This is a genomic window from Candidatus Krumholzibacteriia bacterium (genome assembly GCA_029865265.1).
In the GTDB taxonomy this organism is placed as follows: Bacteria; Krumholzibacteriota; Krumholzibacteriia; order WVZY01; family JAKEHA01; genus JAKEHA01.
The window spans coordinates 83304-106872 of record JAOUHG010000004.1; the positions used below are offsets into that span (position 1 = coordinate 83304).

The window sequence follows — 23569 nt, forward strand, 5'->3', positions numbered from 1 at the left end:
ATCATCGTTGACCACGCGCACAGCATCACGCGCGACGCCGCGGCGAACGTCCGCTCCCACCAAGCAGGAGATCATCACGCGGCTTCATGAATTCTGGGCGCGCCAGGGGTGCGTCCTGGTACAGCCCTACAACTCCGAGGTGGGCGCGGGCACGCTCAACCCGGCCACGTTTCTGCGCGTGCTCGGGCCCGAACCCTGGCGCGCGGGTTACGTGGAACCCTCCAAGCGTCCGCGCGACGGGCGCTATGGAGAGAATCCCAATCGCGTGCAGCAGTTCCTGCAGTACCAGGTGGTACTCAAGCCGCCCCCGGACAACGTGCTGACGCTCTATATAGAGAGCCTGCGCTACATCGGCATCGATCCGGCGCACCACGACATCCGCCTGGTGGAGGACGACTGGGAGGCGCCCACGCTGGGCGCATCCGGTCTGGGCTGGGAGGTGTGGCTGGACGGGATGGAGATCACGCAGTTCACCTATTTCCAGCAGGCGGGCTCGCTGGAGCTGGAGCCCATCACCGCGGAGATCACCTACGGACTGCTGCGGCTGTGTCTCTACCTGCAGAAGGTGGACTCGGTGCTCGACGTGGAGTGGGCGCCGGGGGTGTCGTGGGGTGAGATGAACCTGCAGGCGGAACAGGAGTTCTCGGCCTTCCATTTCGAACACGCCAACACCGACATGTACTTCCGCATCTTCCAGGAGTACGAGCGCGAAGCTGCCGCCATGCTGGCGGCGGGGCTGGTGTTGCCCGCGTACGACTATGTGGTGAAGCTCTCGCACGTATTCAATCTGCTGGATTCGCGTGGCGCCATCAGTGTCACCGAACGCACCGGCTACATCGGCCGCATCCGCACGCTGGCGCGCCGTGCAGCACTGGCGTACATCGAAAAGCGCGAGGCGCTGGGATTCCCGCTGCTCAAACAGACGGGGCAGCGCGCGCTGAAGCGGAGGCGCGCGTGAACGACTTCCTGCTCGAGATCGGTGTGGAGAACATCCCGGCGTCCTATCTGCCGCCGGCCGCGCAGCAGCTCGCCGACGACGCGCGCGCGATGCTGGCGGGCAACCGGCTTGCGTACACGGAGATTTACACCGCGGCCACGCCCCGCCGCCTGGTGCTGACGGTGCGGGGCCTGGCCGCGCGCCAGGACGCGGGCGAGGATGTGCTCACCGGTCCGCCGGTGGCGCGCGCGTTCCTGCCCGACGGAACCCCCACGCCGGCCGCGGAGGGTTTCGCGCGCGCGCAGGGGGTTCCCGTGCAACGGCTGGAGCGCATCGAGACGCCGAAGGGCGAGTATCTCGGCGTTCGCAAGAAGCTCGCGCAGCGCAAGGCGTCCGCGGTGCTGGCCGGCGAGTTGCCGGCGCTGATCGCGGGGCTCAGGTTCCCCAAGGCCATGAAGTGGGAGGCCAGCGGCGCGCGCTTCGCACGCCCCGTGCGCTGGATCGTTGCGATCCTGGGACGTACCGTCGTCCCGGTGGCCTTCGCCGGCGTGCGCTCCGGGCGTGTCACCTGGGGGCGCCCATGGATGCGCGGCGAACACCGCTCGCTGGCGGACGCGAAAGCCCACGGCGCGCGCCTCAAGTCGCTTGGGGTGATCCTCGATCCGCAGACGCGCCGTGCGCGGCTCACGGCGCTGGCGGAAGCGGCCGCGGTGCGCAAGGGACTGCGCATCGTGCCGGACGAGAACCTTCTCACCGAGCTCACCTTCATGGTGGAGGACCCGCGCGTGCTCGTGGGTTCGTTCGACCGCGCGTTCCTCGAACTGCCCGCGGAAGTGGTGGTGACCGCGATGCGCGCGCACCAGCGTTACATCGCCCTGACCGACCGGCGTGGCGCCCTGTCGCCGAACTTCATCACATTCACCGACGGTGTGGTGAAGGGTCCGAAGGACGTTGTGCTCGGCAACGAGCGCGTGCTGCGCGCGCGTCTGGCCGACGCGCGATTCTACTGGCAGGACGACCTCAAGCGCGGTATCGAAGCGCTGGCGGACGAGCTCGACCGTATCGTGTTCATCGAGGGCCTGGGCACGGTGGGCGAGAAGTGGCGTCGCCTGCTGGACGTGGCCGGCGTCATGAACGCGACGCTGGAAGCGAAGCAGCGCGTGGCGGAAGACGTGCTCGCGCGGGGCGCGCGCCTCGCCAAGGCGGACCTCGCCAGTACCATGATCCGCGACGGCAAGGAATTCACGGCGCTGCAGGGTGTGATCGGCGCGCACTACGCCACCGCCTGCGGCGAGCCGGCCGTGGTTGCGGCCGGCATTCGCGAACACTACCAGCCGCGGGCCGCCGGCGATGCGTTGCCGGCGAGTACGCTGGGCCGCCTGCTCGCCGCCGCGGACCGGGCCGACACGCTCATCGGATGTTTTCTCGCCGGATTCAAACCCAGCGGATCGCAGGATCCCTACGGGTTACGCCGCAACGGCAACGGCCTGGTGCGGCTGGCGGCGGAGATGCCCGGTGTCCGCCTGGACACGATCATCGAACGCGCCGCCGCGGGATACGCATCCACCATGACGCGCCAGGAGGTGGAGGCACGCTGGAAGGACAAGCGCGCCGGCGCGGAGCTGCAGGAATTCGTGCGCGGTCGCGTGGAGGCATTCCTGAAGGACAACGGGATGGCCTACGACGTTGCCGCCGCCGTGCTGCCGGTGTCATGGACCCGGCCCGGGGTGGCGCTCGAGCGTGCGCGGGCCATCTCGGCGCTGCGCGGTGATCCGGCGTTCGAGCGGCTGGTCACCGGCGTCAAGCGGGTTGGCAACATTCTCCCTAGAGAGCGCCGCCGGCTGGGCGCCGGGTGGGACGACGTCCGCCGGGACCTTGCCGGTGAAGGCGGGCGGGCGTTCGACGCCGCCCGCTTCGAGGACCCGGCCGAGACGGATCTCCTGGACGCGGTCCGTGCGGCGCTGGACCGCATGGAGCCGGCCGAGAAGCGCGGCGACGTGGCCAGTGTTCTCAAGTCGTTGTCGGGACTGGCAGATCCCATCGACCGCTACTTCGACAAGGTGCTCGTGAATGCACCCGACCCCGCGCTCCGGGAGGCCCGCCTGGGCTTCCTGGCGGTCACCTACAGTCTCTTCGGACGCTATGCCGACTTCCAGGCCATCGTGGAGCAGGGAAGCCCCGCGTGACCGGTGCCGGTGGGGGTCCCCTCCCGGGGCCCGGTACCCATACACGCGAATGGCCACAAACCCAATCCCGACATACACGTTGACAGTAGATCGTCCTGTGTGGTAGCCTCTTCGGTGGACTAGGGGCATAGGGTTATATCGGGGTGGGAAACCGCCCGACCCCTTGCATGGCTTCATCTCTTCGGGCGCGCCTTTTCGGGTGCCCAGGTTCGCCGACCGCCGTTGGTGTAGTACCCGACACCTGACCGACCGACGGTAGTACAGACCTGTTCCTGGACGGACGAAAGAGGTGAGGCGGGAGTCGTTTCAGTACCGGTGAATCCCTCGCCCCGAGTTCCGCGACGCCGCGCCCCGGCGAAGCGTGCAGTACCATTTAAATTGGGTTTCGCGTATTCACATTCCTTCTCAGCAACGACGGGGGAATACGTATGAAGAAAGTTTTCTGTAGGACTCTCGTGCTCGCACTGGGCGTGACGCTTGTCGCGTCGGCGGCGTTCGCCAAGCGTACGGGCACCGGGGCCCTCTACAGTTATGAGCCGACGATGTCGACGACTTCGCCGACCTGGGACAACTCGATGAGTGGTCCGAATGGTCTGAATACGTCCGCATCGGCGAACACCACGCTGCTCTATTCGCAGCGTTTCGAAGTGGGCGCGAGCTGCACCCAGGGTGGCTGGACCAAGGTCGACGCCACCGCGCAGAGCGCCAACTTCTGGCACGTCGACGACTTCAACGGGATGAACCCGGTGAACTACTCGGCGCTGGCCGGCACGAAGTCGCTTTGGTGCGGCGCGCGTCCGGCTGCAACGGGCCCCCTGTGCGGTTACGCAGCCCTTCCGGGTTACGGTAACTCCTGGAACCAGGCCTTTTGCACCAAGGCATGCATCGCCGTTTCCGGCGACGGCATCCTCGACGTGAACTTCCTTGCACGCTTCGATTCGGAGCCCAGCTACGACGCGACCGAGCTCGAGTACACACTCGACTGCACGGGCGCCAGCGGCTGGACTGTGATCGACGGCGGCACGGGCGTGTGGGACGGCCTGATCGCGGCTGGCGCGTTCGGCGGTGCCTACAACATTGGGACCACCGGTCCGGTCAAGGTTCGTCTGCACTTCGAGGCAGACGGCGCCTGGTCGGATGAGGACGGCCTCTGGAACACCAACGGCGCCGTCGTCGTTGACAACCTGGGTGCCGAGGGTCTGGCGGTTGAGGACTTCGAAGGCGAAGCCGTCAACGCCACCCAGTCCAATGACTGGATCACCTGCAACCCGGCGGGCTACGGACAGTACATGGCCCTGTTCCCGGGTGCGTCGATGCTCCAGCAGGATCCGTGCGCGAAGGACCTCCTCTGCCTGTGGGCAGCCATCGACTACGCGTCCAACCCGGGCGCGCCGGTGTATGACTACAGCTGCGGCGGCTTCCCGCTCCAGCAGGCAGTTCCGTTCGGTAATGCCGACGGCCAGTATCTGAACAACGACATCTGGTCGCCGGACATCGCCCTCGGCGGTTCCGGTTCGGTCGTGAACCTCGAGTTCGCGGTCTACCGTGACATGGCTCTGGACAACCTGATCTTCTACACCTGGGGTGTTCGTACCACCGACAACACCGGCTGCGCGAGCGGCTGGAAGGATCGGAACTACGTGTACTATGGTGGTCAGAAGGACTGGTTGCAGAACCTGCAGGCGGTTGGCGACCTCCTGAACCTCACGACCGGCGTGTCGATGAACATCCGTCTGGGTGTCATGGACATGTGCGGCGTGTGGTGCGGTACGGTCGGTTCGGGCGCATGCCACAGCCACGCTCCTCTGATCGACAACTTCAAGGTGTACCGCGTGGACGCACAGGGTGCGCAGTGGGCCATCCGTGACATCGATCAGTTCAACGACACGTTCGAAGAGATCGTCACGGGCCCCCGCAAGGGCACGGGCGAGGTTCGCACCATAGGTAAGGCGGGCGCCGACATGGCGAACGACATCACCCCGGGCGCGAACTATGACAGCAACGTTCCTGGCGACTCGTCGGTCGTCAAGGTCGCCGACCCTGTCGCCGGTCTTGGCCTCGACGTGAACAACAGCCGTGCAGCCGTGTACCTCTACGCGCACGTCCAGCCGACCGGCCAGGCGGCGAAGACGGGTTCCAACCTGACGACGGATCCGGTCCGCTACCCCTACCGGGGCACGTGGACGGACGCCGGCGGCAACGTTTGGGACATCGTCCAGCTCGACTCGTCGATCGTCAACAACGTGGCTCAGCCCGACATCTACTGTGTCGATCTGAACGACAACATTTTTGAGGCCGGCGACACCATTTCGTTCTTCTACGGAGCGGTGAACAGTGCGGCTCTCGAGACGTACGCCTACGGATCCGCACTCGGTGCGCAGACCTCCGACCGCGAAGCGGCCGCAGCGGCGCCGTCCGAGTTCACGGTTCTGCCGGCGGGTGGCGTTGCCAATGGCGGCGACATCCTGTACGTGGATGGCATGGACGGCCGCGGTGCGCAGCCGTACTTTGACACCGCGTTCCAGTCTCTCGGTCTCTTCGAGAAGATTGACCGCTACGACGTCCGTGGTCCTTCGTCCGGTGTCTCCAACCGTCCCGCGGGACGCGTGAAGGACATCGCGCAGCTGGTTCCCACCTATCGCAAGATCATCTGGGATACCGGCGACCTCGATACGGGTCTGGGCAACGGCTCGACGACCCCCGAGAAGACGAACGACTACAAGCTCGTCAACTCGTTCCTCGCGAACCTGTCGCCCAGCGGCGGCGTGTACATCGCGGGTGACGATGTTCCTCAGGTGCTGGATACGTACCAGTCCAGCGTTCATCCGAACGGCGTCGACGCGATTGCATTCAAGTCGACCTACCTGCCGTTCAACCTGACGTCGGCTAACCACCGTCCGAGCTTCGGGATTTCCCCGATCGGCACGGCGGTCGCTGGCGGTATGTTCGTGAGCGACGCTACCATGGTCCTCTATGGCGGCTGCCCGCTGATCAATGACTTCGACGTCATTGAGCCCCAGGGTACCACCGTCAACCAGATGACCTACGGTGCGGGCACGCCCGCGTCGACCAACGGCGCGGTTGTGAGCAACATCGTCGGTAGCTCGCGTGTGGTCTTCGGCGGATTCAGCTTCATTTACATTCGTGACAACGATAACAATGGACGCATGGACCGCGCGGACTTCATGTACGACGTCATCACCTTCCTGCAGAACACGCCGAGTGCGCCGACCCCGGTTGCCTCGGGTAAGGTGAACAGCCTGCAGCAGAACTATCCCAACCCGTTCAACCCGCAGACGACGATCGCGTTCTCCATCAAGGATCGCGGTCTCGTGACCCTCAAGGTCTACAACGTCGCGGGCGAGCTGGTGCGGACGATTGCTGACGAGCAGTTCACCGCGGGTTCGCACACGAAGGTGTGGGACGGTCGCAACGATGCCGGCCAGCCGGTGTCGAGCGGTGTCTACTTCTACAAGCTCGTGTCGAACAACTTCACGCAGACGAAGAAGATGGTTCTTCTGAAGTAAGGAGTTTCTTCGAACCCGAGTTCGTGGGAATTACGCACGGGGGTCGCATCGAAAGATGCGGCCCCCGTGTTTTTTGCCCCTCCCGACGCCGTCCGCCCCCGGAGGGGGAGGAGAGGGGGCAGGTGGGGGTCCGACATCGGGTAATCCCGGCCCCCCGTCCGACTCCATCTACGGGTATCGGGGGCAGGGCGGGTGGTCTCCCGCCGGAGATTTGGTTTGACACGATTTCGCGGATTCCATTATATTTCAACCGCTTCAGCGCCAAGTCCCCAACCCAGATAGCCCCACGCACGAAGGAGCCGTTCTTCGAATGAGGACATACGTCCAGGGTCTAGTCTTACTGCTGCTCTGTGTGGTTGCCGTGACGGCATCCTGCCGCCGCAACCAGCCCTCGCTGGTGGATACCAACCAGCCACCGGACACGGAGTTGTGGTACGCCCCGCCGGATTCCACCGACTACGAGTACATCGTGCACCTCTACTGGCGTGGCCGCGACAATGACGGCGTCACCCAGCAGTACATCTGGACGGTCCGGGATACCCTGGCCACGGACGCCACGCGCTGGAATCCGGCCACGCGCCTGCGTGACTACCAGGAAGGCCACGTCACCTTGCGCACGGACTCGGTGTACTCATTCACCGCCTACAAGGACGTGGCCGGGGTGGGCGTGCGGAAGAACCGCCAGGCATTCTACGTGGCGGCCATCGACGACAACGGCGTCATCGACCCGTTCCCGGCGGCGGTCGAGTTCATCGCAACCATCGACCGGCTGCCCGAGATGAGGTTTGTGACCTACGTGGATGGCGTCGCGCGCAACTACAATTCCAGTGCGTCACCGCCGGTGGACACCGTGGGCATGTTTCGGCCGTTCCAGATCAGCTACCACGGCATAACGGGGAACGGCGTCGTGCGCGGGTACGAGTTCTTTCCGCTCAACTCCAACGTGATCCTGCCGGGCGCCAATGAATGGACGGAGGATCTCTCCGATACCTTGCGGTCCTTCCCCAACACGGGTGTCGATGCGCTGCCGGCTGGTGTTTTCCGTTTTGCGGCGCGCTGTATCGACGATGCCAATGCGGAGTCTCAGGTGGACGCGGGCCAGTTCCGCCGCGGTGTTTGCCAGGTCGTGGTCAACTTCGATCCCGACACCCGCATCACCGAGGTGTTCAATACCTGGTTCCGTAATGGTGTCCCCACCACGGTGCCCATCAACTTCACCGACGGCCAGCCGGATACGGTCCCGTTCAGGAGCTGGGTCAACTATCGTTACAACGCCTGGGACGACCGCCGGGATGTCAAGGTGTGCTCGGTGACGGACCCGGACCAGTGCATCGATTTTCAGGTGAAGTACGTCCGCAACTCGGACCGTGTCCCCGGCGCTTTCGAAGACAGCGGGTGGTTGCCGCGAAACGGGAAGCACGATTCGGACGCCAACTCGGCCACCGACTCGAACAGCGTCGCCATCGGGTCGCTCGAGTACCAGTGGTACGCGCGCGCCATCGATGAGAACGGAAGCGGCGACGGGACGCCGCCCTATTTCAGTATTATCGGCAACTTCGACCCCACGCTGGACTCGTCTGGCCTGGTGGACCATTTCGGCAACCCGGTGAACATTGCCACCGTCGACACACTTACCTGGAATTTCTACAAGGGAATCGGCTGGCCCTACAACGCGCAGGCCGACACGTTCGATCCCGGCACACAGAAGTACGTCAAACGCTGGGGCTGGACCCTGTCCGGCACCGGGCACGACAGCCCCAAGGATCCACCGGGCTCGGCGGTCAACGCATGGCGATACTACGTGTACACCGACTACAATCCGGCAACCAACACCGGCACTTTCTGGCCGCTGGGGCGCGCGGGGAACTCGTGGTTCCCGGGTCCGGCGATCAACGTGATGAACGACGTCTTCCAGCTCACGGTTCGTTACGACGATCCGCAGGGCGACGACGTGTTCGCCAACCAGCCCGGGTATTTCAACAACACGGTTACTATTGTTCTCTACGGGCGCGACCTCGCGACGAACGCGGGCGATTTTGCGCAGTTTGTGTTCTGGGATGAAGTCCCCACAGATCAGCCGGCTGGATCCGGCGTCAGCACCAAGAATCTCGTCAACTCGTTCAATACGAGCTCGCTCGGCCGATGGACGCCCCGCAAGGTGATCCAGTTCTATCTGAAGTTCGAGCGTTGAGGGGGATTGGAACCTATGAAGCAACTCGTCGTTCTTTGCATGCTTCTTTCCGTGGTGGCGATTGCCGCCTGCAGCGAAAGCGGCGGTGGTGAAGCCTACGAAAACCAGCCCCCGCAGGTCTGGTTGTCCGCGGCGCCTCCGGAGGGCTCGGTCAGCAAGTACACCGTGAAGCTGTACTGGGGTGGCTGGGATCCGGACGGCGAAATTCGCTACTACCAGTATCTGGTAACGGATAACAAGACGGGTGTGTTCGACCCGATGGACCTCGAGAACGGGGAGTGGCTGACGGTCGTCGCCAACGACTCCACCTTCACCTTTACCGCCGACAGCCTGGTCAACCCCAATACGACCAAGCTCAGCGCGGAGTTCGTGCGATCGCACACCTTCTTCATCCGTGCCGTCGACGAGCGCGGACTCAAGTCAGAGTATGCGTACCGCTCGTTCACCTCGCGCACCCTGTCGCCGGAAGTGATCATCGACGTGCCCAAGGCCAGCGGCGGCAGCGCCGCCGACGTGCCGCCGATTGCGACCTTTCGCTGGCGGGCCACCGACTACGTGGACGATTTGAACAGCAAGCAGGATCCGGAGTCGGTGCAGTACGTGCTCAAGAGCACGGCGCCATTCGGAGGGAACTTCATTGCCACGCTCGATTACCTGCGCTCTCCGGCGTCCAGGGTCGACTGGTCGGACTGGATCTACTACAAGCTCCCCGGCGACAGCGGCAAGTCATGGACCACGTCACCGCAGGACTTCGGGACCTACATGCTCGCCGTGCGGGCCAAGGATGAGGCCGGTGCCATCACGCCGGTGCTGGACGAGCGTTACAACGCGCGGCGCGTTCGCGTGTCCACGCGCACTACGGGCCCCCTGTTCTACTGTTCCAATATCTACATGGGTTCGGTATCGACCACGGTGTGCAACACCCCTGCCACGATTCTTGACATTCCCGCTGGCGTCGGGCTCGATTTCCGCCTCACCGCCACCGCCGATTCCTACGGCGGTCTGGTTTCCGGGTACCGCTACGGCTGGGACATCACCGATCTCGACGATCCCGAGCAGTGGGAAGTGGATTTTACGCCGTTCGTGATCACCGACGATCTGGGACGGGTTACCGCGAAGACACCCGCGCGCTCGTTCTTCTTTGGAACGCACGTATTCACGGCCGAGGTCATCGACAACTCGGGCTACTGCTCGCGCGTCGAGGTGAAGGTCAACATCGTGCAGTTTTCACTGGAGCGCAACGTGCTGGTGGTGGACGATTTCTCCGCCGACAACGAGGTGCTGCAGGCGGGCTGGACCAACCCGCTGGGCAGGGGAATCCTTCCCAGCGACGCCGAGCACGACGCGTTCTGGCTTAGCATGATGGACAACGTGTTGGGCTTCGATCCGACCCTCGACATGGTTGCCACCCAGCTGGGCAGCAACATCCCGCTCACCAAGCTGGCGAATTACAAGTCGATCATCTGGAGCGTGTATGGTGACGTGGCCACGCGCGAGGCGACCAAGTTGCCGGAGTTGTACCGCTACATCCTGCATCGCTCGTCCAGCGGCGCATCCACCGCGAGTGGAAAGGTGACGCCCAACCTGATCGCGCTCACCATGGCCGCGGGTGGGCACATTCTCATCGCGGGTCAGCAGCCGGTACAGAACGTCATTCCGCGCTCGCAGAACACACCGCGTTTCCCGTTCATCTTTCTGTATGAGCTGGAGGACCCGCAAACGGGCACGCCAGATATCGACGATCCGTCTGGCAGCACCGACTTCTCGTACCGGGAGCTGTGCCTGGAGACGCTCGACCTGGCATACATGACCAACCAGCGCCTGCGCAACAAGGCGGATAACTACTGCCGCGTGGTATCTACCATTCGCTCGCAGTTCGGGTCGCTGCGCGACGACACCATGCGCGAGGCGCGTCCCATTGATCCCAACTTCCCGCTGCTGCAGCTGCGGCCGGAGACCGCCGCCCCCGGAAAGTGGCACGATCCGGCCGTGCGCGGCCTGGATGTGGAGGTCTACAACCCGCAGTACTTCGCGACTTTCTGCAGGTATGTGCCCACCTCGCCGCGGAGCTGCTTCCAGCCCATCTATGGTCTCGGGTGCAACGACGTGAACGAACCCACCTACAACCAGCCGGTGGCGTTCTTTACGTCCACGTACGCGAACAAGGTGGCGGACGTGCCCGGCGCCATTGGCGCCCGCAGCGCGGTGTTTGGATTTTCGCCGGTCATGTTCAACCCGGACCAGGTAAGGCCAGCAATCGAGTACATCTTGTTCAATGAGTGGAAGCTGCCCCGGAAGGCCACTACCGCTTCCAATTAGGCGCTTCCCATGCTAGGAGGAAGTTCTTTGACCCCATCCCGCTCCGCGGTCCGGGCGGTGATCGCTGCGATCGCCGCCCTTGGATCGGTCACGGCTGTGCGCGCCCAGACGAGTGCGCCTGACTCGCTTGTTCTCCAGGTTCCAACCGACGTGGTGGCGCGGAGCGTATATGATCGTGGCTCGCGGGACTTCGTGGTGTGGGTGACCTGGCGCGAGAGCCCCGACAGCATCGCCGCGGTTATTCACCAGCCGGATGTCTCCGGGTGGTCGGTGACCACACCGCCCGCCCAGCTCACCCAGCCGGTGGCGGCCGGAGCGTATAGCGGCGACACGGACCGAACAATCCTGTTCCGCTGCACGCGTGCGGGTGTGGTGGGCGTGGATTCGGTGCGCATCTCCTACGAGATCCGGCGTGAAGAATTCCTGTCCGGTACGTTGACGCTGACCCCGTCGTACGTGCCCGGTACCTACCTTCCCGTCCCGTTTCGGAACCAGAACGACGGCCAGACCGTCGACTTCGGCATCCAACTGGCGTTTGGCTCCGGCAGCGCCGACCTGCAGGGGAGCTTCTCCCTGGGAGTCGAGGACTTCGAGGGCTTCCACGTCTGGCGCGGTATCGAGCCCGACGGCAGCGACATGGTGATCATCGGCGAGTTATCCAAGGAAGAGGCGTTCTACGGCTTCTCTCCCGGCGGGAGCATCGTCGACTCGGTGTATTTCTACATGATTCTCCCCGTGCTGCGTCAGCAGATGCCCTGGTTCTCGCCCTTCGGCGCGGTCGATTGTCTGGGCACGCGCATCGACCAGGATCTCGACCCGGACCAGTTGTTCTGGTTCGATTGCAACGCCACCAACGGATTCACCTACCAGTATGCGGTCACCTCGTTCGACCGCGGATACAACATCGGGTCGAGTACGCAGGGGCTGGTCAAGACCGACCACTGTCCGGTCACGGAAGGTATGCCCTATCCCTGCAGGGACGAGCTCGTGCCGCTGGATATCCAGGTGGACGCGCAGAACGACCTCTACGACGTGTACGCGGTTCCAAATCCGTTTCGATCCGGCAGCAGCCGGCTCACCGCGGAGAACTATCACGACTTCCCGGACGACGTCATACGGTTCGTCAACGTTCCGCCCAGTTGTACCATCCGGGTCTACACCGTCGCCGGAGACCTGGTGTGGGAGACGACCCACGACGCGTCCACCGGGAACGTCGAATGGGACGTGACCAACCAGAACTCGCAGGATGTCTCTTCGGGCGTCTACCTGTACCGCGTGGACAAACCCAACGGGGCCTATGTCTACGGACGCATCGCCGTGATTCGCTGAGCCGGGTTTAGCGCCCGCTCCTTTTTGTGCACACGGCCGCCCCCGGAGGCGGCCGCGGTGCGTTGTGGCGTGGAATTGACGCCCCCCGCCCGCCTCTGTTAGAGTGGCGCGAGGGGCGCCAAAACATCGCGTGAGCGCCGCACCGGGTAGCCAAGCCGCAACACGCCCCGGCCGTTTCCGCCGCAAATCCGAATCGCGATCCCCGATCCGTTTCACCGCTTCCGGCGAAAGGACACGAGAAGACATGCACGAAATGTTGAACTACATCGATGGTAAATGGGTTCGTTCGCGCACCGGACGAACCGAGGAGAACCGCAATCCCGCCGACCACGACGAGGTGGTGTGCACGTACCAGGCCTCTTCGGCGGAGGATGTCGACGCGGCGGTCGCGGCGGCAAAGAAGGCCTACCGTTCCTGGCGCCTGGTCCCGGCGCCGCGGCGGGCCGAATACCTGTTCAAGCTGGGCGCGATTCTCAGCGCTCACAAGGAGCAGTACGCGAGCGACATGACGCGGGAGATGGGCAAGGTGCTGGCGGAGACGCGTGGCGACGTCCAGGAGGGCATCGACACCGCGTATCTCTCCGGTGGCGAGGGGCGGCGCCTGTTTGGAGACGCGGTACCCTGCGAGCTGCCCAACAAGGCGGGTTGGTCGGAGCGTCATCCGATCGGTGTGTGCGGACTCATCACGCCGTGGAACTTCCCCATGGCCATCCCCACCTGGAAGCTGTTTCCGGCGCTGGTGTGTGGGAACACGGCGGTCATCAAGCCCGCCAGTGACACGCCTCTGTCGGTGTGGAACCTGGTCAAGGCATGCGAGGAAGCGGGCATTCCCCCCGGTGTGGTCAATCTGGTAACCGGGGACGGCCGCAGTGTCGGCAACCGGATCGTGGAACACCCGGATGTCCGCGTCATCTCCTTTACCGGCTCGTCGGACGTGGGGCGGCGTCTGGGTGAGGTGTGCGGGCGCTCGCTCAAGCGCGTCTCGCTCGAACTGGGAGGCAAGAACGCGCAGATCGTCATGGATGACGCCAACCTGGAGCTCGCCCTGGAAGGGGTGCTGTGGGGCGCATTCGGGACCACCGGACAGCGCTGCACCGCCACCAGCCGGCTGATTCTTCACAAGTCCATCCACAAACGCTTCGTGGAGATGCTCGAGGCGCGCGTAAAGACGCTGAAGCTCGGCAACGGGCTCGACGAATCGGTTCAGATCGGGCCCACGGTGAGCAAGTCGCAGCGCGAGAGCGTGCACCACTACGTGGAGATCGGCAAGAAGGAGGACCGTGCCCGCCTGGTGTGCGGCGGTGAGTTCTACACCCGGGGCGAGTGCGAGAAGGGCTGGTTCTACGCGCCTACCATTTTCGACGGCGTGACGCGTTCCATGCGCATCGCACGCGAGGAGATCTTCGGTCCGGTGCTGTCGGTGCTGGAGGCGAACGACCTGGACGACGCCATCGAAACCCTCAACGACACCGATTACGGGCTGTCGTCTTCCATCTACACCCAGGATGTCAACAGCGCATTCCGCGCCATACGGGATATCGAGGCCGGCATTACCTATGTCAACGGCCCGACCATCGGTGCGGAAGTGCAGTTGCCGTTCGGCGGCGTCAAGGATACGGGCAACGGGCACCGCGAGGCGTCGCACACGGTGCTGGACATTTTCACGGAATGGAAATCGGTATATGTCGACTACAGTGGGCGGCTCCAGAGAGCACAAATCGACACGGAAGCGGCGGAGTAGCGTGGCGCGCGCCGGAGAGGCCAAGCGCGTCTATCACTTTGGCGACGGCGGGGCGGAGAGCGGTTCGCACGCCAAAGAGCTGCTGGGCGGCAAGGGTGCGAATATCGCCGAGATGACAAACCTCGGCATTCCCGTGCCCCCGGGGTTCACCATCACCACCGAGGTGTGCACCTACTTCATGGAAAACGGGGGCAACTACCCCCCGGAGCTGAGAGCGGAAGTAGACCAGCATCTGCGCCGGGTGGAGAAGGAAACCGGCAAGACCTTTGGCGGTGGCGAGAACCCGCTGCTGTTGTCGGTACGCTCCGGGGCACGTGTCTCCATGCCCGGCATGATGGACACAGTGCTCAACCTCGGTCTCAACGACGACACCGTGCACGCGCTGGCCCGCAAGGCCGGCAATCCCCGCTTTGCTCTCGACTCCTACCGCCGTCTGATCCAGATGTACGGAGACGTCGTCATGGGGGTGGATGGCGCGCAGTTCGAACATGTCCTGACCGAGAGCCGCAACGCCCACGGTGTCGGCGACGACTCCATGCTGCCACCCGAGACGCTGCAGTCGCTCATCGTGCGCTTCAAGGAGATCGTGCGTGCCAGTGCCGGCCGCGATTTTCCGCAAGATGCCGACGAGCAACTGTGGGGAGCAATCGGGGCGGTGTTCTCCTCGTGGGATTCCCCGCGCGCCATTTCCTATCGGAAGATGAGCGGTTATCCCGACCACTGGGGCACCGCGGTGAACGTGCAGGCCATGGTGTTCGGCAACATGGGGGAGGACTGCGCCACCGGTGTCGCCTTTACCCGCGATCCCTCCACCGGAGAGCGGCGCTTCTTTGGCGAGTATCTGGTGAACGCACAGGGCGAAGACGTGGTGGCGGGCATCCGCACCCCGCTGCCCATCGACGGCGCCTCCGAGAGCCTGGAAGCCCGCATGCCCGCCCTGTACGCCGAGCTGGTGGAGATCTACCGTCGGCTCGAGCAGCACTACAAGGACATGCAGGACATCGAATTCACCATCGAGACCGGCCGCCTGTGGATGTTGCAGACGCGAAACGGAAAGCGCACCGGACGCGCCGCGGTGAAGATCGCGGTGGACATGGTGGGCGAGGGGCTGATCGACCGTCGCACCGCCGTGTCGCGTGTGGCACCCGCCCAGCTCGAGCAGCTCCTGCACCCGGCCATCGATGCGACGTCGGCGCCGGCCCCCATCGCGCACGGGTTGCCCGCCTCTCCGGGTGCGGCGTCGGGACGCGTGGTGTTCGCGGTGGATCGCGCGGTGACGATGGCGGAGGCGGGCGAGCAAGTCATCCTGGTTCGCTCCGAGACGTCGCCGGAAGACATCGATGGCATGCGTGTCGCGCGCGCCATCCTCACCAGCACCGGGGGGATGACGTCGCACGCCGCGGTGGTGGCACGCGGCATGGGCAAGTGTTGTGTGGTCGGTTGCACCGGTCTGGACATCGACCACGCCGCCGGCACGTTCTCGGTGAACGGGTGTACGGTCAAGGAAGGCGATTCCATCACCGTGGAAGGGAGCACCGGGAACGTGTACCTGGGCGAGATTCCCACCACCCAGGCCGAGTTGGACGAGACCTTCGACCAGTTCATGGAGTGGGCCGACGCCGTGCGCCGCCTGCGCGTGCGCGCCAACGCCGACACCCCGGACGATGCCCGCCATGCGCGGCGCTTCGGTGCGGAGGGGATCGGGTTGTGCCGGACCGAACACATGTTCTTTGACGAAGCGCGGATCGACTGGGTGCGCCGCATGATCGTCGCCGAGTCGGAGGCCCAGCGGCGCGATGCCCTGGAGCACCTGTTGCCGATGCAGCGGGAGGACTTCGTGGGTGTGTTCCGGGCCATGGACGGACTGCCGGTCACGGTGCGCCTGCTGGATCCGCCGCTGCACGAGTTCGTGCCCGGCGAGCGGCACGAGATCGAGGCGCTGGCGAAGCGAATCGGTGTCGACGCCGATCATCTGGCAACGAAGATTCGTTCCCTGCATGAATTCAACCCCATGCTGGGGCACCGCGGCTGCCGTCTGGGGATCACCTTCCCGGAGATCTACGAGATGCAGGTGCGCGCCATCGTGGAGGCCGCATGCGCGGTGCAGCGCGACGGCGTGGTGGTGCACCCCGAGATCATGATTCCACTGGTCGGTCTGCGCACGGAACTCGCGCTGTTGCGGGAGATGGTGGTACGGGTGGCGGATAAAATCATCGCCGCCAACGGCGTGAAGCTGCCCTACCTGGTGGGCACCATGATCGAGGTGCCGCGTGCGGCGCTCACCGCGGGCGAGATCGCGTCGGTGTCCGACTTCTTCAGCTTTGGCACCAACGACCTCACCCAGATGACGTTCGGGTTCAGCCGGGACGATTCGCCCAAGTTCCTGGCCGCGTACATCGCCGCGGGGGTCCTGACCCGCGACCCGTTCGAAACCATCGACATGCACGGTGTGGGCCGGCTGGTCCGCCTGGCCACCGAGGAGGGCCGTGCCGCCCGCCCCGGCCTCAAGGTGGGGGTATGTGGCGAACACGGCGGCGACCCGGCCTCGGTGCGTTTCATGCACGACATCGGGCTCGATTACGTGAGTTGTTCTCCGTTCCGGGTGCCGGTGGCCCGCCTGGCGGCTGCCCAGGCCGCCATGCAGGCGGGCTGATTGGAGGCACTGGCGCGCCGCCCCGCCCTCGCCGCGGCGGGGATCGCGATGGCGATCGCCCTCGCCTCCGCGACGGCCCTCGCGGCCATCGCCGGGCGCTGGACCCCCGTTTCCGGGCTGTCCGTCGCCGGCTGGACCCTGGCCGGCGGGACGGCGACGGCGCTCCTGGCCCTGGCGTTCCCGCGCCTGTTTCGACGCCCCGACGGCACCTCCCTCGCGTCCCCGGGCCTCGCCAATGCCCTCACCCTCACCCGCCTGGTCTGGACCGCCCCGGTGGCGGTGCTCCTGGCCGGTGGGGCATACGGAACCGCCCTGGCCCTCTACGCCCTGCTCCTCGCGACCGACATCGTGGACGGGATCGTGGCGCGGGCACGCCGTGAAGTCAGCGTGTTCGGCGTCGTCGCGGATCCCGTGGCCGACGTGATATCGACGTTCGCCGTGTTCAGTGTCTTTGTGGTCGACAATCTCGTGCCCTTGTGGCTATACCTCTTGCTGGCGGCGCGTTACGCCATGCTGCTGGCCGGATCGGCCATCCTGACCGCGCTGGCGGGTCCCATTGCCTACCGCGCAACGGTCGCCGGCAAGATCGTCGGCGTGGTGCAGGGTGTCGGTGCGGGCCTGATCATCTGGGGCGCGGGGGGACTGCAACCGGGTCTGGCCCGGGCGGTATTTGCCGTTCTCGGCCTCGGATTTGCTTCTGTTATCGTGTCCCAGGGCTACATCGGCTGGCGTCACATCCGCAAAACGACACGCGGAAGGACAGTTCAAGGTGGATCTTCGCGGTAATCTCGCCATTTTCGGGCCTATTTCGGTCCTGCAGCTCATCAATCTGGAGCAATCCAGCGGGGAGCTCACGTTCGAGAGCCACGGCAATACCGCTCGCATCTACTTCGAGCGGGGCAGTGTTACCTACGCAGAAATTGCCGACCGCAAGATGAAGCTGGGCGAGTACCTGCTCGCGCAGGGGCTGATTACGCGCGAGGCGCTGGACCGGGGCCTCGACGCGCAGGGGTTGCGCCGCCGCCTCGGTGCTGTGCTGGTGGAGATGGGCGCCATCGACGCCACCGCACTCACCCGCGCCATCGAGGAACAGATCAAAGAGGTGGTATACGAAGTGGTCCGCTGGCGTGGCGGGCGTTTCCGTTTCACCAGCGGGCGCAAGCCCAAGTCGCAGGACGTCTTCATCGACATTCCGCTCGACCACCTCATCCTCGAGGGACTCAAACGCCTCGACGAAGAGGGAGTGCGGCGGTGAACTTTCGACGACTGGCTCCCGGCCTCGTCGCGCTGATCGTCCTCCACCCCGCCACTGCCCTCGCCACCACGGCGGCCTCGCTTTCCGGCCGCATCCACCTGGACGGACGCCTCGACGATTACGCCGCGGACGAGTGGATACTCGATGCCACCAGTGCGTTCCCCGAGCACGACGACGACTCGCGATGGGGCAATGACAACGACGTGTCGCGCGTGGCAATCACCTGGGACGACGCGCGTCTCTACCTGGCGGTCGATTTCACCGCCGCGGCCACGGGCGTGATGGTGATGATCGGCAGCGGACCGGGGGGCATCGCGTCGCTCGATGCCACCGGGGATTTTCGCCGCGCCATCGACCTTCCCTTCGCACCCAACCTTCTGCTGCTCGCGACGCCCACGTCCGATCCGCTGGCGGCGCGCGCCGACGCCACCCACGCGTTCGGGTTGGTGGACCGCGCCACGCTCCCTGCCGTCGTGTCGTCGTCGGCGGGTGCCGCGGGGTTCGAGGCGTGGATCCCGTGGACGCTGCTGGACGTGTCGCGCCCGCTGCGCGTCGTGGTGGTCATCACCGGAGACGCCGCAAGCGGGGCGGGGGATGCGGCGCCGGACTCCCGCGTCGCGCTCTCCCAGGACCGTTACGCACGCGCCTCCCTCGACCGCTGGATCACGCTGACACCCGATGCCGACGGCGACGGCGGTGCCGACGCCGGCGTGGCCCCGCGCGCGGCGGCGAGCGTGCAGCCGGGCACCGCGCCGGTTGCCGAGCGCGGTGACGCGGGCATCGACATCTATGTCGACCCGGGCGCGTTCGCGCCCGACCGTGGCGAGAGCGCCGTGTTCACGGCATACTGTCCCGCTGGCCCCATGCAGGACGTGTCCGGAAGCTGCATCATATTCGCCATGGACGGCCGCCGCATCCGCACCTTCCCGCTGTCGGCGGCGGGGCCGGTGGCAAACATGAAAGCGTCGTGGGACGGACGCGACGACGGCGGCGGCGCGTGCGACGCCGGCATCTACCTGGCAGCCTTCGACCTGGAGTTCACCGTGGACGGGACACGCCAGCAGGCCCGCAAGCGCAGCGGCGTTGCGGTGGTGAGATAGCCGTGCGGCGCGTGACGCGCTTGCTGGCCGCGTTGCTCATGGCCGCGGCGGTGCCCGCCCCGGCTCAGGCCTACTTTGAGAACGCACTCCTGTCCGCGCGCACCGCCTCGCTCGGCGGTGCGTTCGTCGCCATCGCGGACGATCCCTCCACGGTCATCGACAACGCGGCCGGACTCACCGGTATCACCGTACCGTCCTTCATGTTCACCTGGCAGAATCCATACGGGGTCGACGGCCTCGACGAGGGGTTCGCGTCCGCCGCGCTGCCCGCGGGCCCGGTGGCGCTGGGTGCCGCGTGGTTTCATCGCGGCCTGGACGGGGCGCTTTCCGAGGACATGCTCACGCTGTCGGTGGCCCGCGATCTCAAGCGCACCGCGGAGGATGCATCGCTCTCCATCGGTTTGAGCGTTGAGCTGGCGCGCGTTTCCGCCCGGGCCGGAATCGACGAGTCGGCCACCGCGTTCGGTCTGGGCGCGTCCGTGCTGCTGCGTCCCTTCGCATTCATCGGAATGGGCTACTCGCTGCAATCCGTCAACCAGCCCCAGCTCGACCTGGTTGCGGGTGGCACCTCGACACCGTTGCGCCGTACGCAGGCGGCGGGTCTGTCCTACTACTGGGACCAGCGGCTCACGGTGACGGTGGAGACACACGAGGGCGCCGATGGGATCTGGCGCGGACGCGGTGGCATCGAGCTCGACGCGAGCCGCCACCTCGCCCTGCGCGCCGGCCTCGACGATTCCCGCGCCACGGCCGGGTTCGGCGTGGCGTGGAAGCGGGTTGTGTTCGACGCGGCCATGCGCTCGCACGAGACGCTCGGTGCGAGCTACGTGGTATCGCTGCGCTACTCGCTCGCTTCCGGGGAGGTGTCGCGTGTCGCGCCGTGACGCAGCGCTCGTCGTGGTGGCGCTGGCCGTCCTCGCGGCGGCATCGCCCGTGGCCGCCGCCGGGGGCGACGGCCCGCTGGTTCCGGTTGCCGCGCGCGCGCGCCTCGATTTGAATCTGGTGGCCGCCGAGGGCACCGCGCCGTGGAGCTGGGATGCGCAGTCGCGCTCGCCGCTGGACATGTCGCGCTTCATGGCCGACCTCACCGCGGGCGATGGCGGGATGGGCGTGCTCTACCTCAAGGGTGCCGCCAACTGGGACGATGCGGACGACGCGCAGGGCCGCGTTGCCTTCACCCTCGAGCAGGGCGACTACCTGTACCGGCACGCGCTCGGCGGCGGCGTTCTGTCGGCGCGCCTGTTCGACGACGAGCGGCGCTACTTCACCGGGGAACTGGGCACGGTGCTCATGCAGGACGACGTGGTGCAGGCGTTCGAGCATCGCTTCGGTATCCGCGTGAACGCCACGCGCGGTTCCCTGGGCGCGGACTACCTGGCGTCTTCACTGGACAGCGGGCTTGAAACGCAGGTGCTGCAGCGTGGCGCGCTGCGCATGTCATCCACGTTTGCGCACGTGGGCGTTGCCTACCAGCACACCAATCCCGAACAGGGCGAGGATCGGGCGGTGGTTCAGGCGGAGGCGGCGGCGTACTACCGACGGCTGACCGGCATCGTCTCGTTTGCGCAATCCGGACCGGGCAGCGGGTTCTTCTATCCGTCGGGATCGTTCGATGCGGACGGAAACGGCTATGTGGCCGCGGCGCCGGAGAACTCGGCGACCTCCCTCGAGGCGCGTGTGCGCCGCCTGGCCATCGACGACATCCGCCTGGACGCCATCTACCAGTACCAGGCCACCGGTGTGGCCTACGTCAATGAACTCTCCACCACGCGGCCGGGCAGCGAATCCAACAGTGCCGGCCTCTACGCCACGCACCGGCTCTATGCGGTGGAGGGGCGGCTGTTCTGGAAGGACGAAACGCGTTTCGAAATTGAAGAGGCGCGCGTGCGTTCGCTGGAAGCCAGCGCGCGCGCGTTCCTGCGCGACAACTCGCAGTTGCTGCTGCGCGCGGGCGTGCAGCGGCGCGAGTTCCAGGGCCGCGAGGAATCCAATGCCGGGCTGGTGCAGGGCGGCTATCGCCGCGAACTGCAGCGCTTCATGGGCGGGGTGCAGGCCATGCTGGCCGGCATCGGCGAAGACATCGCGCCGCGCGCGGGCGTGGAGGCGCGCCTCAACTGGAGTGCGACCAGCGCCCTGTACGCGCGCTGGATCGTTGCGGACGAGAGCGAGCGCGCCAGCGCCATCTACGCGCGGCTGGAGTTCCGCCCCACCGGCCGCACCTGGGTGACGGTGGCGTACGGGTGGGGAAGTGTGGGAGACGCGCCCGACATGCTGGATGACCGCGACGCCATCCCCGCCGCCGACACCCGCGACGTGGTCACCGTCACCGTGCGGGGGGATTTCTGATGCGCGGCCGCGCGTGTGCGTACCGCCTGACCGCGCTGGTGGCGCTGGCACTTGCCGCGTTGCCCGCAGCACCCGACGCCGCGGTGCGCGTCGACCAGGACGAGGTGATCTTCACGCTCCAGGCGCCGGGGGCGAAGGATGTGTATCTGGTGGGCGACTTCAACCAGTGGAACCCCACGGTGGAACCGATGGACCGCGACGGTGACCGCTTCGAGGTCGGTCTGTTCCTGGTGGCGGGAAACTACCGCTACAAGTTCGTGGTGGACGGCGAGACCATCACCGATCCGGACAACCCCGGCCGATCGCCCGACAAGGGGTCGCCGCTGTCGCTGGTGGAGCGCAGTGGCGGGCTGATCCTGAGCACGGAGCTGCCCGACGACGCCGCGCCGCCGGCGCGCGCGGAGTTCGGCGTGCGCTACATCGGACGCTTCACGCGCGAGGACGGTGACTCGGACAACGCACAGCGCGTGGACGGGTTTGTCGCGGCGACGCTGAGCCGGTTGCACGCGCGCGGTGTGGTGGCGTCGCGCGACTCGTCGTGGTCGTGGTCGCCCGCCAACGCCGACGTGTATTTCGACCGTGGCTTCGTGGAAGTCGACGCCGGCAAACTTTGCATCCGCGGCTTTGAAAACGACTCCACCTGGGCGTCGTCGGATCCCATGCACATTCTGGGTGACGCCGGCGTGTTCGGCTATAACGCTGGCTTCCGCCGCCACGGCGCGTCGGCGGTGGCCACTGCCTCCAAGGGCGCCCTGCGCGGATTCTACGCCGACGAGACGCATCGCACCCCCGACGGCCGGGAGGCGCAACCCGTGTTCGGTGACTTCGTGGCCGGCACCGCCGCAGATACGAGTGTCTACGCCTACGTGCCCACCTTCGACGGGTCCGATGCCGCGGCGCTCGAGGCGACCCTGTCGTTCGCCGGCGGTGCCGCGGGCTACAGCTACCGTTCAGAACGGGGCGTCAACCCGGGCCGGGTGGTGGAGGTTGAGCGCGATGGTGCCGGTTTCGAAACGGACAACTACGCGACGCGCGAGGACCGCAACGCGTCGTCCCTGTGGCTGGCGTATGATGTTGGCAAGAAGCTGCGATTGACCGGCGCCTACGGGTGGGGCGGCATGAAGGCGCGCGCGTTTGCGGTCGCCGCCGATTCGAGTGCGGTGCCGTCACCCGTGTTCCCGGGCGCGGGGCAGCCGGTGGACACCGCGTTTCCGCTGGGTGAGACCGACCGCGTGGTGGCGACGCTCGCGGCGCGGGGCGATGGTGCCGGCGGCTCGCTGCGATGGGATTACACGCGCTTCGAGTTCGACGGTGTGGTGGGGGATGCGCGCGCCGACGTGCATCGCACAACGCTCGCCGGACATGGCGCGTGGAGGGGCTGGTCGCTCACCGGTTCGGCGCAGGTCACCCGCGCGGACTACGGTGACACGCCCGATGCGATGCACATCGACTGGCCCGAACAGAACGTGTGGCTTTCGTTGTGGGATGACTTCAGCGGCGAACGGCTCGCGGCCCTGAGCCTGGACAACTACAGCGTGTACCGGGGCGGCGCAACGCTGGAAGGCGGAACCCTGGGCGGCGGCGTCGACGCCACCGCGGTGGCGTCGGATCTGGTGGGGGCGCTCGCGCAGGCCACCGCGCACGCCGAGGTGGAGTGGCGCATCGCCGGACCCTGGCGCGCGCAGGCCGACGGACGCGCCGCGTGGTACCAGGGCGACCGCTGGTACGGTGCGGTGTACATCGAGGCCGGCTACCGGACGCACCGCCTCGACGCCAGCATCGGCTTCGGGTTCGACCCGTCGGCCTTCGACCCGGTGATCAACGACTACGCGAACACCGCGCGCGAGCGGCAGTTGCGCGACGCGCTGAACGGCGGCTTTGCGCGCAGCCGCGCTTCCGAAATCACATCCGGCGTGCGCGCCAGCGAGCGCTTCATGGAGGATACGCGTGCGATCAAGGTTGAAATCATTGTCCATCTGCCGTAA

At 66.0% G+C, this 23569-nt stretch carries 14 protein-coding genes; all 14 read left to right on the forward strand.

All coding sequences use genetic code 11. The features are described from left to right. Positions 1-7 precede the first annotated feature (7 nt). The 14 genes from glyQ (at position 8) to OEX18_03445 (ending at position 23569) form a co-directional block, all read left to right on the forward strand. A complete protein-coding gene (glyQ, locus tag OEX18_03380) occupies positions 8-958 on the forward strand; it encodes a glycine--tRNA ligase subunit alpha (GenBank protein MDH4336301.1) in 951 nt (316 codons plus the stop codon). After that, the gene (gene glyS, locus OEX18_03385) at positions 955-3123 is read left to right on the forward strand and encodes a glycine--tRNA ligase subunit beta (GenBank protein MDH4336302.1); all 2169 of its coding nucleotides are present in this window, start codon (positions 955-957) and stop codon (positions 3121-3123) included. Before glyQ ends, glyS begins: the two co-directional genes overlap by 4 nt. Positions 3124-3551: 428 nt before the next feature. Then, complete coding sequence (locus tag OEX18_03390; GenBank protein ID MDH4336303.1) at positions 3552-6650, forward strand: T9SS type A sorting domain-containing protein; 3099 nt, start codon at positions 3552-3554, stop codon at positions 6648-6650. A 361-nt stretch (positions 6651-7011) separates the two neighbouring features. Further along, on the forward strand, positions 7012-8841 hold the full coding sequence (locus tag OEX18_03395; GenBank protein ID MDH4336304.1) for a hypothetical protein: 1830 nt from the start codon (positions 7012-7014) through the stop codon (positions 8839-8841). A 15-nt stretch (positions 8842-8856) separates the two neighbouring features. Further along, positions 8857-11160: a hypothetical protein gene (locus tag OEX18_03400; GenBank protein ID MDH4336305.1), complete on the forward strand. Its 2304-nt coding sequence runs from the start codon at positions 8857-8859 to the stop codon at positions 11158-11160. Between the two features lie 27 nt (positions 11161-11187). After that, positions 11188-12489: a hypothetical protein gene (locus OEX18_03405; protein MDH4336306.1), complete on the forward strand. Its 1302-nt coding sequence runs from the start codon at positions 11188-11190 to the stop codon at positions 12487-12489. Positions 12490-12733: 244 nt separating this feature from the next. Continuing rightward, positions 12734-14230: an aldehyde dehydrogenase family protein gene (locus tag OEX18_03410; protein ID MDH4336307.1), complete on the forward strand. Its 1497-nt coding sequence runs from the start codon at positions 12734-12736 to the stop codon at positions 14228-14230. Further along, positions 14172-16883 carry a pyruvate, phosphate dikinase gene (gene ppdK / locus OEX18_03415; protein ID MDH4336308.1) on the forward strand — a complete coding sequence of 904 codons (2712 nt, stop codon included), beginning with the start codon at positions 14172-14174 and terminating at the stop codon, positions 16881-16883. The genes OEX18_03410 and ppdK overlap by 59 nt, the downstream gene beginning before the upstream one ends. Next, positions 16884-17669 (forward strand): CDP-alcohol phosphatidyltransferase family protein, encoded by a 786-nt coding sequence (locus OEX18_03420; GenBank protein ID MDH4336309.1) that lies wholly within the window; start codon positions 16884-16886, stop codon positions 17667-17669. Then, positions 17653-18138: a DUF4388 domain-containing protein gene (locus OEX18_03425; GenBank protein ID MDH4336310.1), complete on the forward strand. Its 486-nt coding sequence runs from the start codon at positions 17653-17655 to the stop codon at positions 18136-18138. Before OEX18_03420 ends, OEX18_03425 begins: the two co-directional genes overlap by 17 nt. Further along, complete coding sequence (locus OEX18_03430) at positions 18135-19238, forward strand: hypothetical protein (GenBank protein MDH4336311.1); 1104 nt, start codon at positions 18135-18137, stop codon at positions 19236-19238. The genes OEX18_03425 and OEX18_03430 overlap by 4 nt, the downstream gene beginning before the upstream one ends. A 2-nt stretch (positions 19239-19240) precedes the next feature. After that, positions 19241-20122: a hypothetical protein gene (locus OEX18_03435; GenBank protein MDH4336312.1), complete on the forward strand. Its 882-nt coding sequence runs from the start codon at positions 19241-19243 to the stop codon at positions 20120-20122. After that, positions 20109-21584, forward strand: a complete 1476-nt coding sequence (locus OEX18_03440; protein ID MDH4336313.1) for a hypothetical protein — start codon at positions 20109-20111, stop codon at positions 21582-21584. Before OEX18_03435 ends, OEX18_03440 begins: the two co-directional genes overlap by 14 nt. Beyond that, the gene (locus tag OEX18_03445) at positions 21584-23569 is read left to right on the forward strand and encodes a glycogen-binding domain-containing protein (protein MDH4336314.1); all 1986 of its coding nucleotides are present in this window, start codon (positions 21584-21586) and stop codon (positions 23567-23569) included. The genes OEX18_03440 and OEX18_03445 overlap by 1 nt, the downstream gene beginning before the upstream one ends.

Coding starts and splice junctions, on each gene's coding strand:
- OEX18_03410 (MDH4336307.1), top strand. CDS start 12,734: ATGCACGAAATGTTGAACTACATCGATGGTAAATGGGTTCGTTCGCGC.
- OEX18_03400 (MDH4336305.1), top strand. CDS start 8,857: ATGAAGCAACTCGTCGTTCTTTGCATGCTTCTTTCCGTGGTGGCGATT.
- ppdK (MDH4336308.1), top strand. CDS start 14,172: ATGTCGACTACAGTGGGCGGCTCCAGAGAGCACAAATCGACACGGAAG.
- OEX18_03390 (MDH4336303.1), top strand. CDS start 3,552: ATGAAGAAAGTTTTCTGTAGGACTCTCGTGCTCGCACTGGGCGTGACG.
- OEX18_03445 (MDH4336314.1), top strand. CDS start 21,584: ATGCGCGGCCGCGCGTGTGCGTACCGCCTGACCGCGCTGGTGGCGCTG.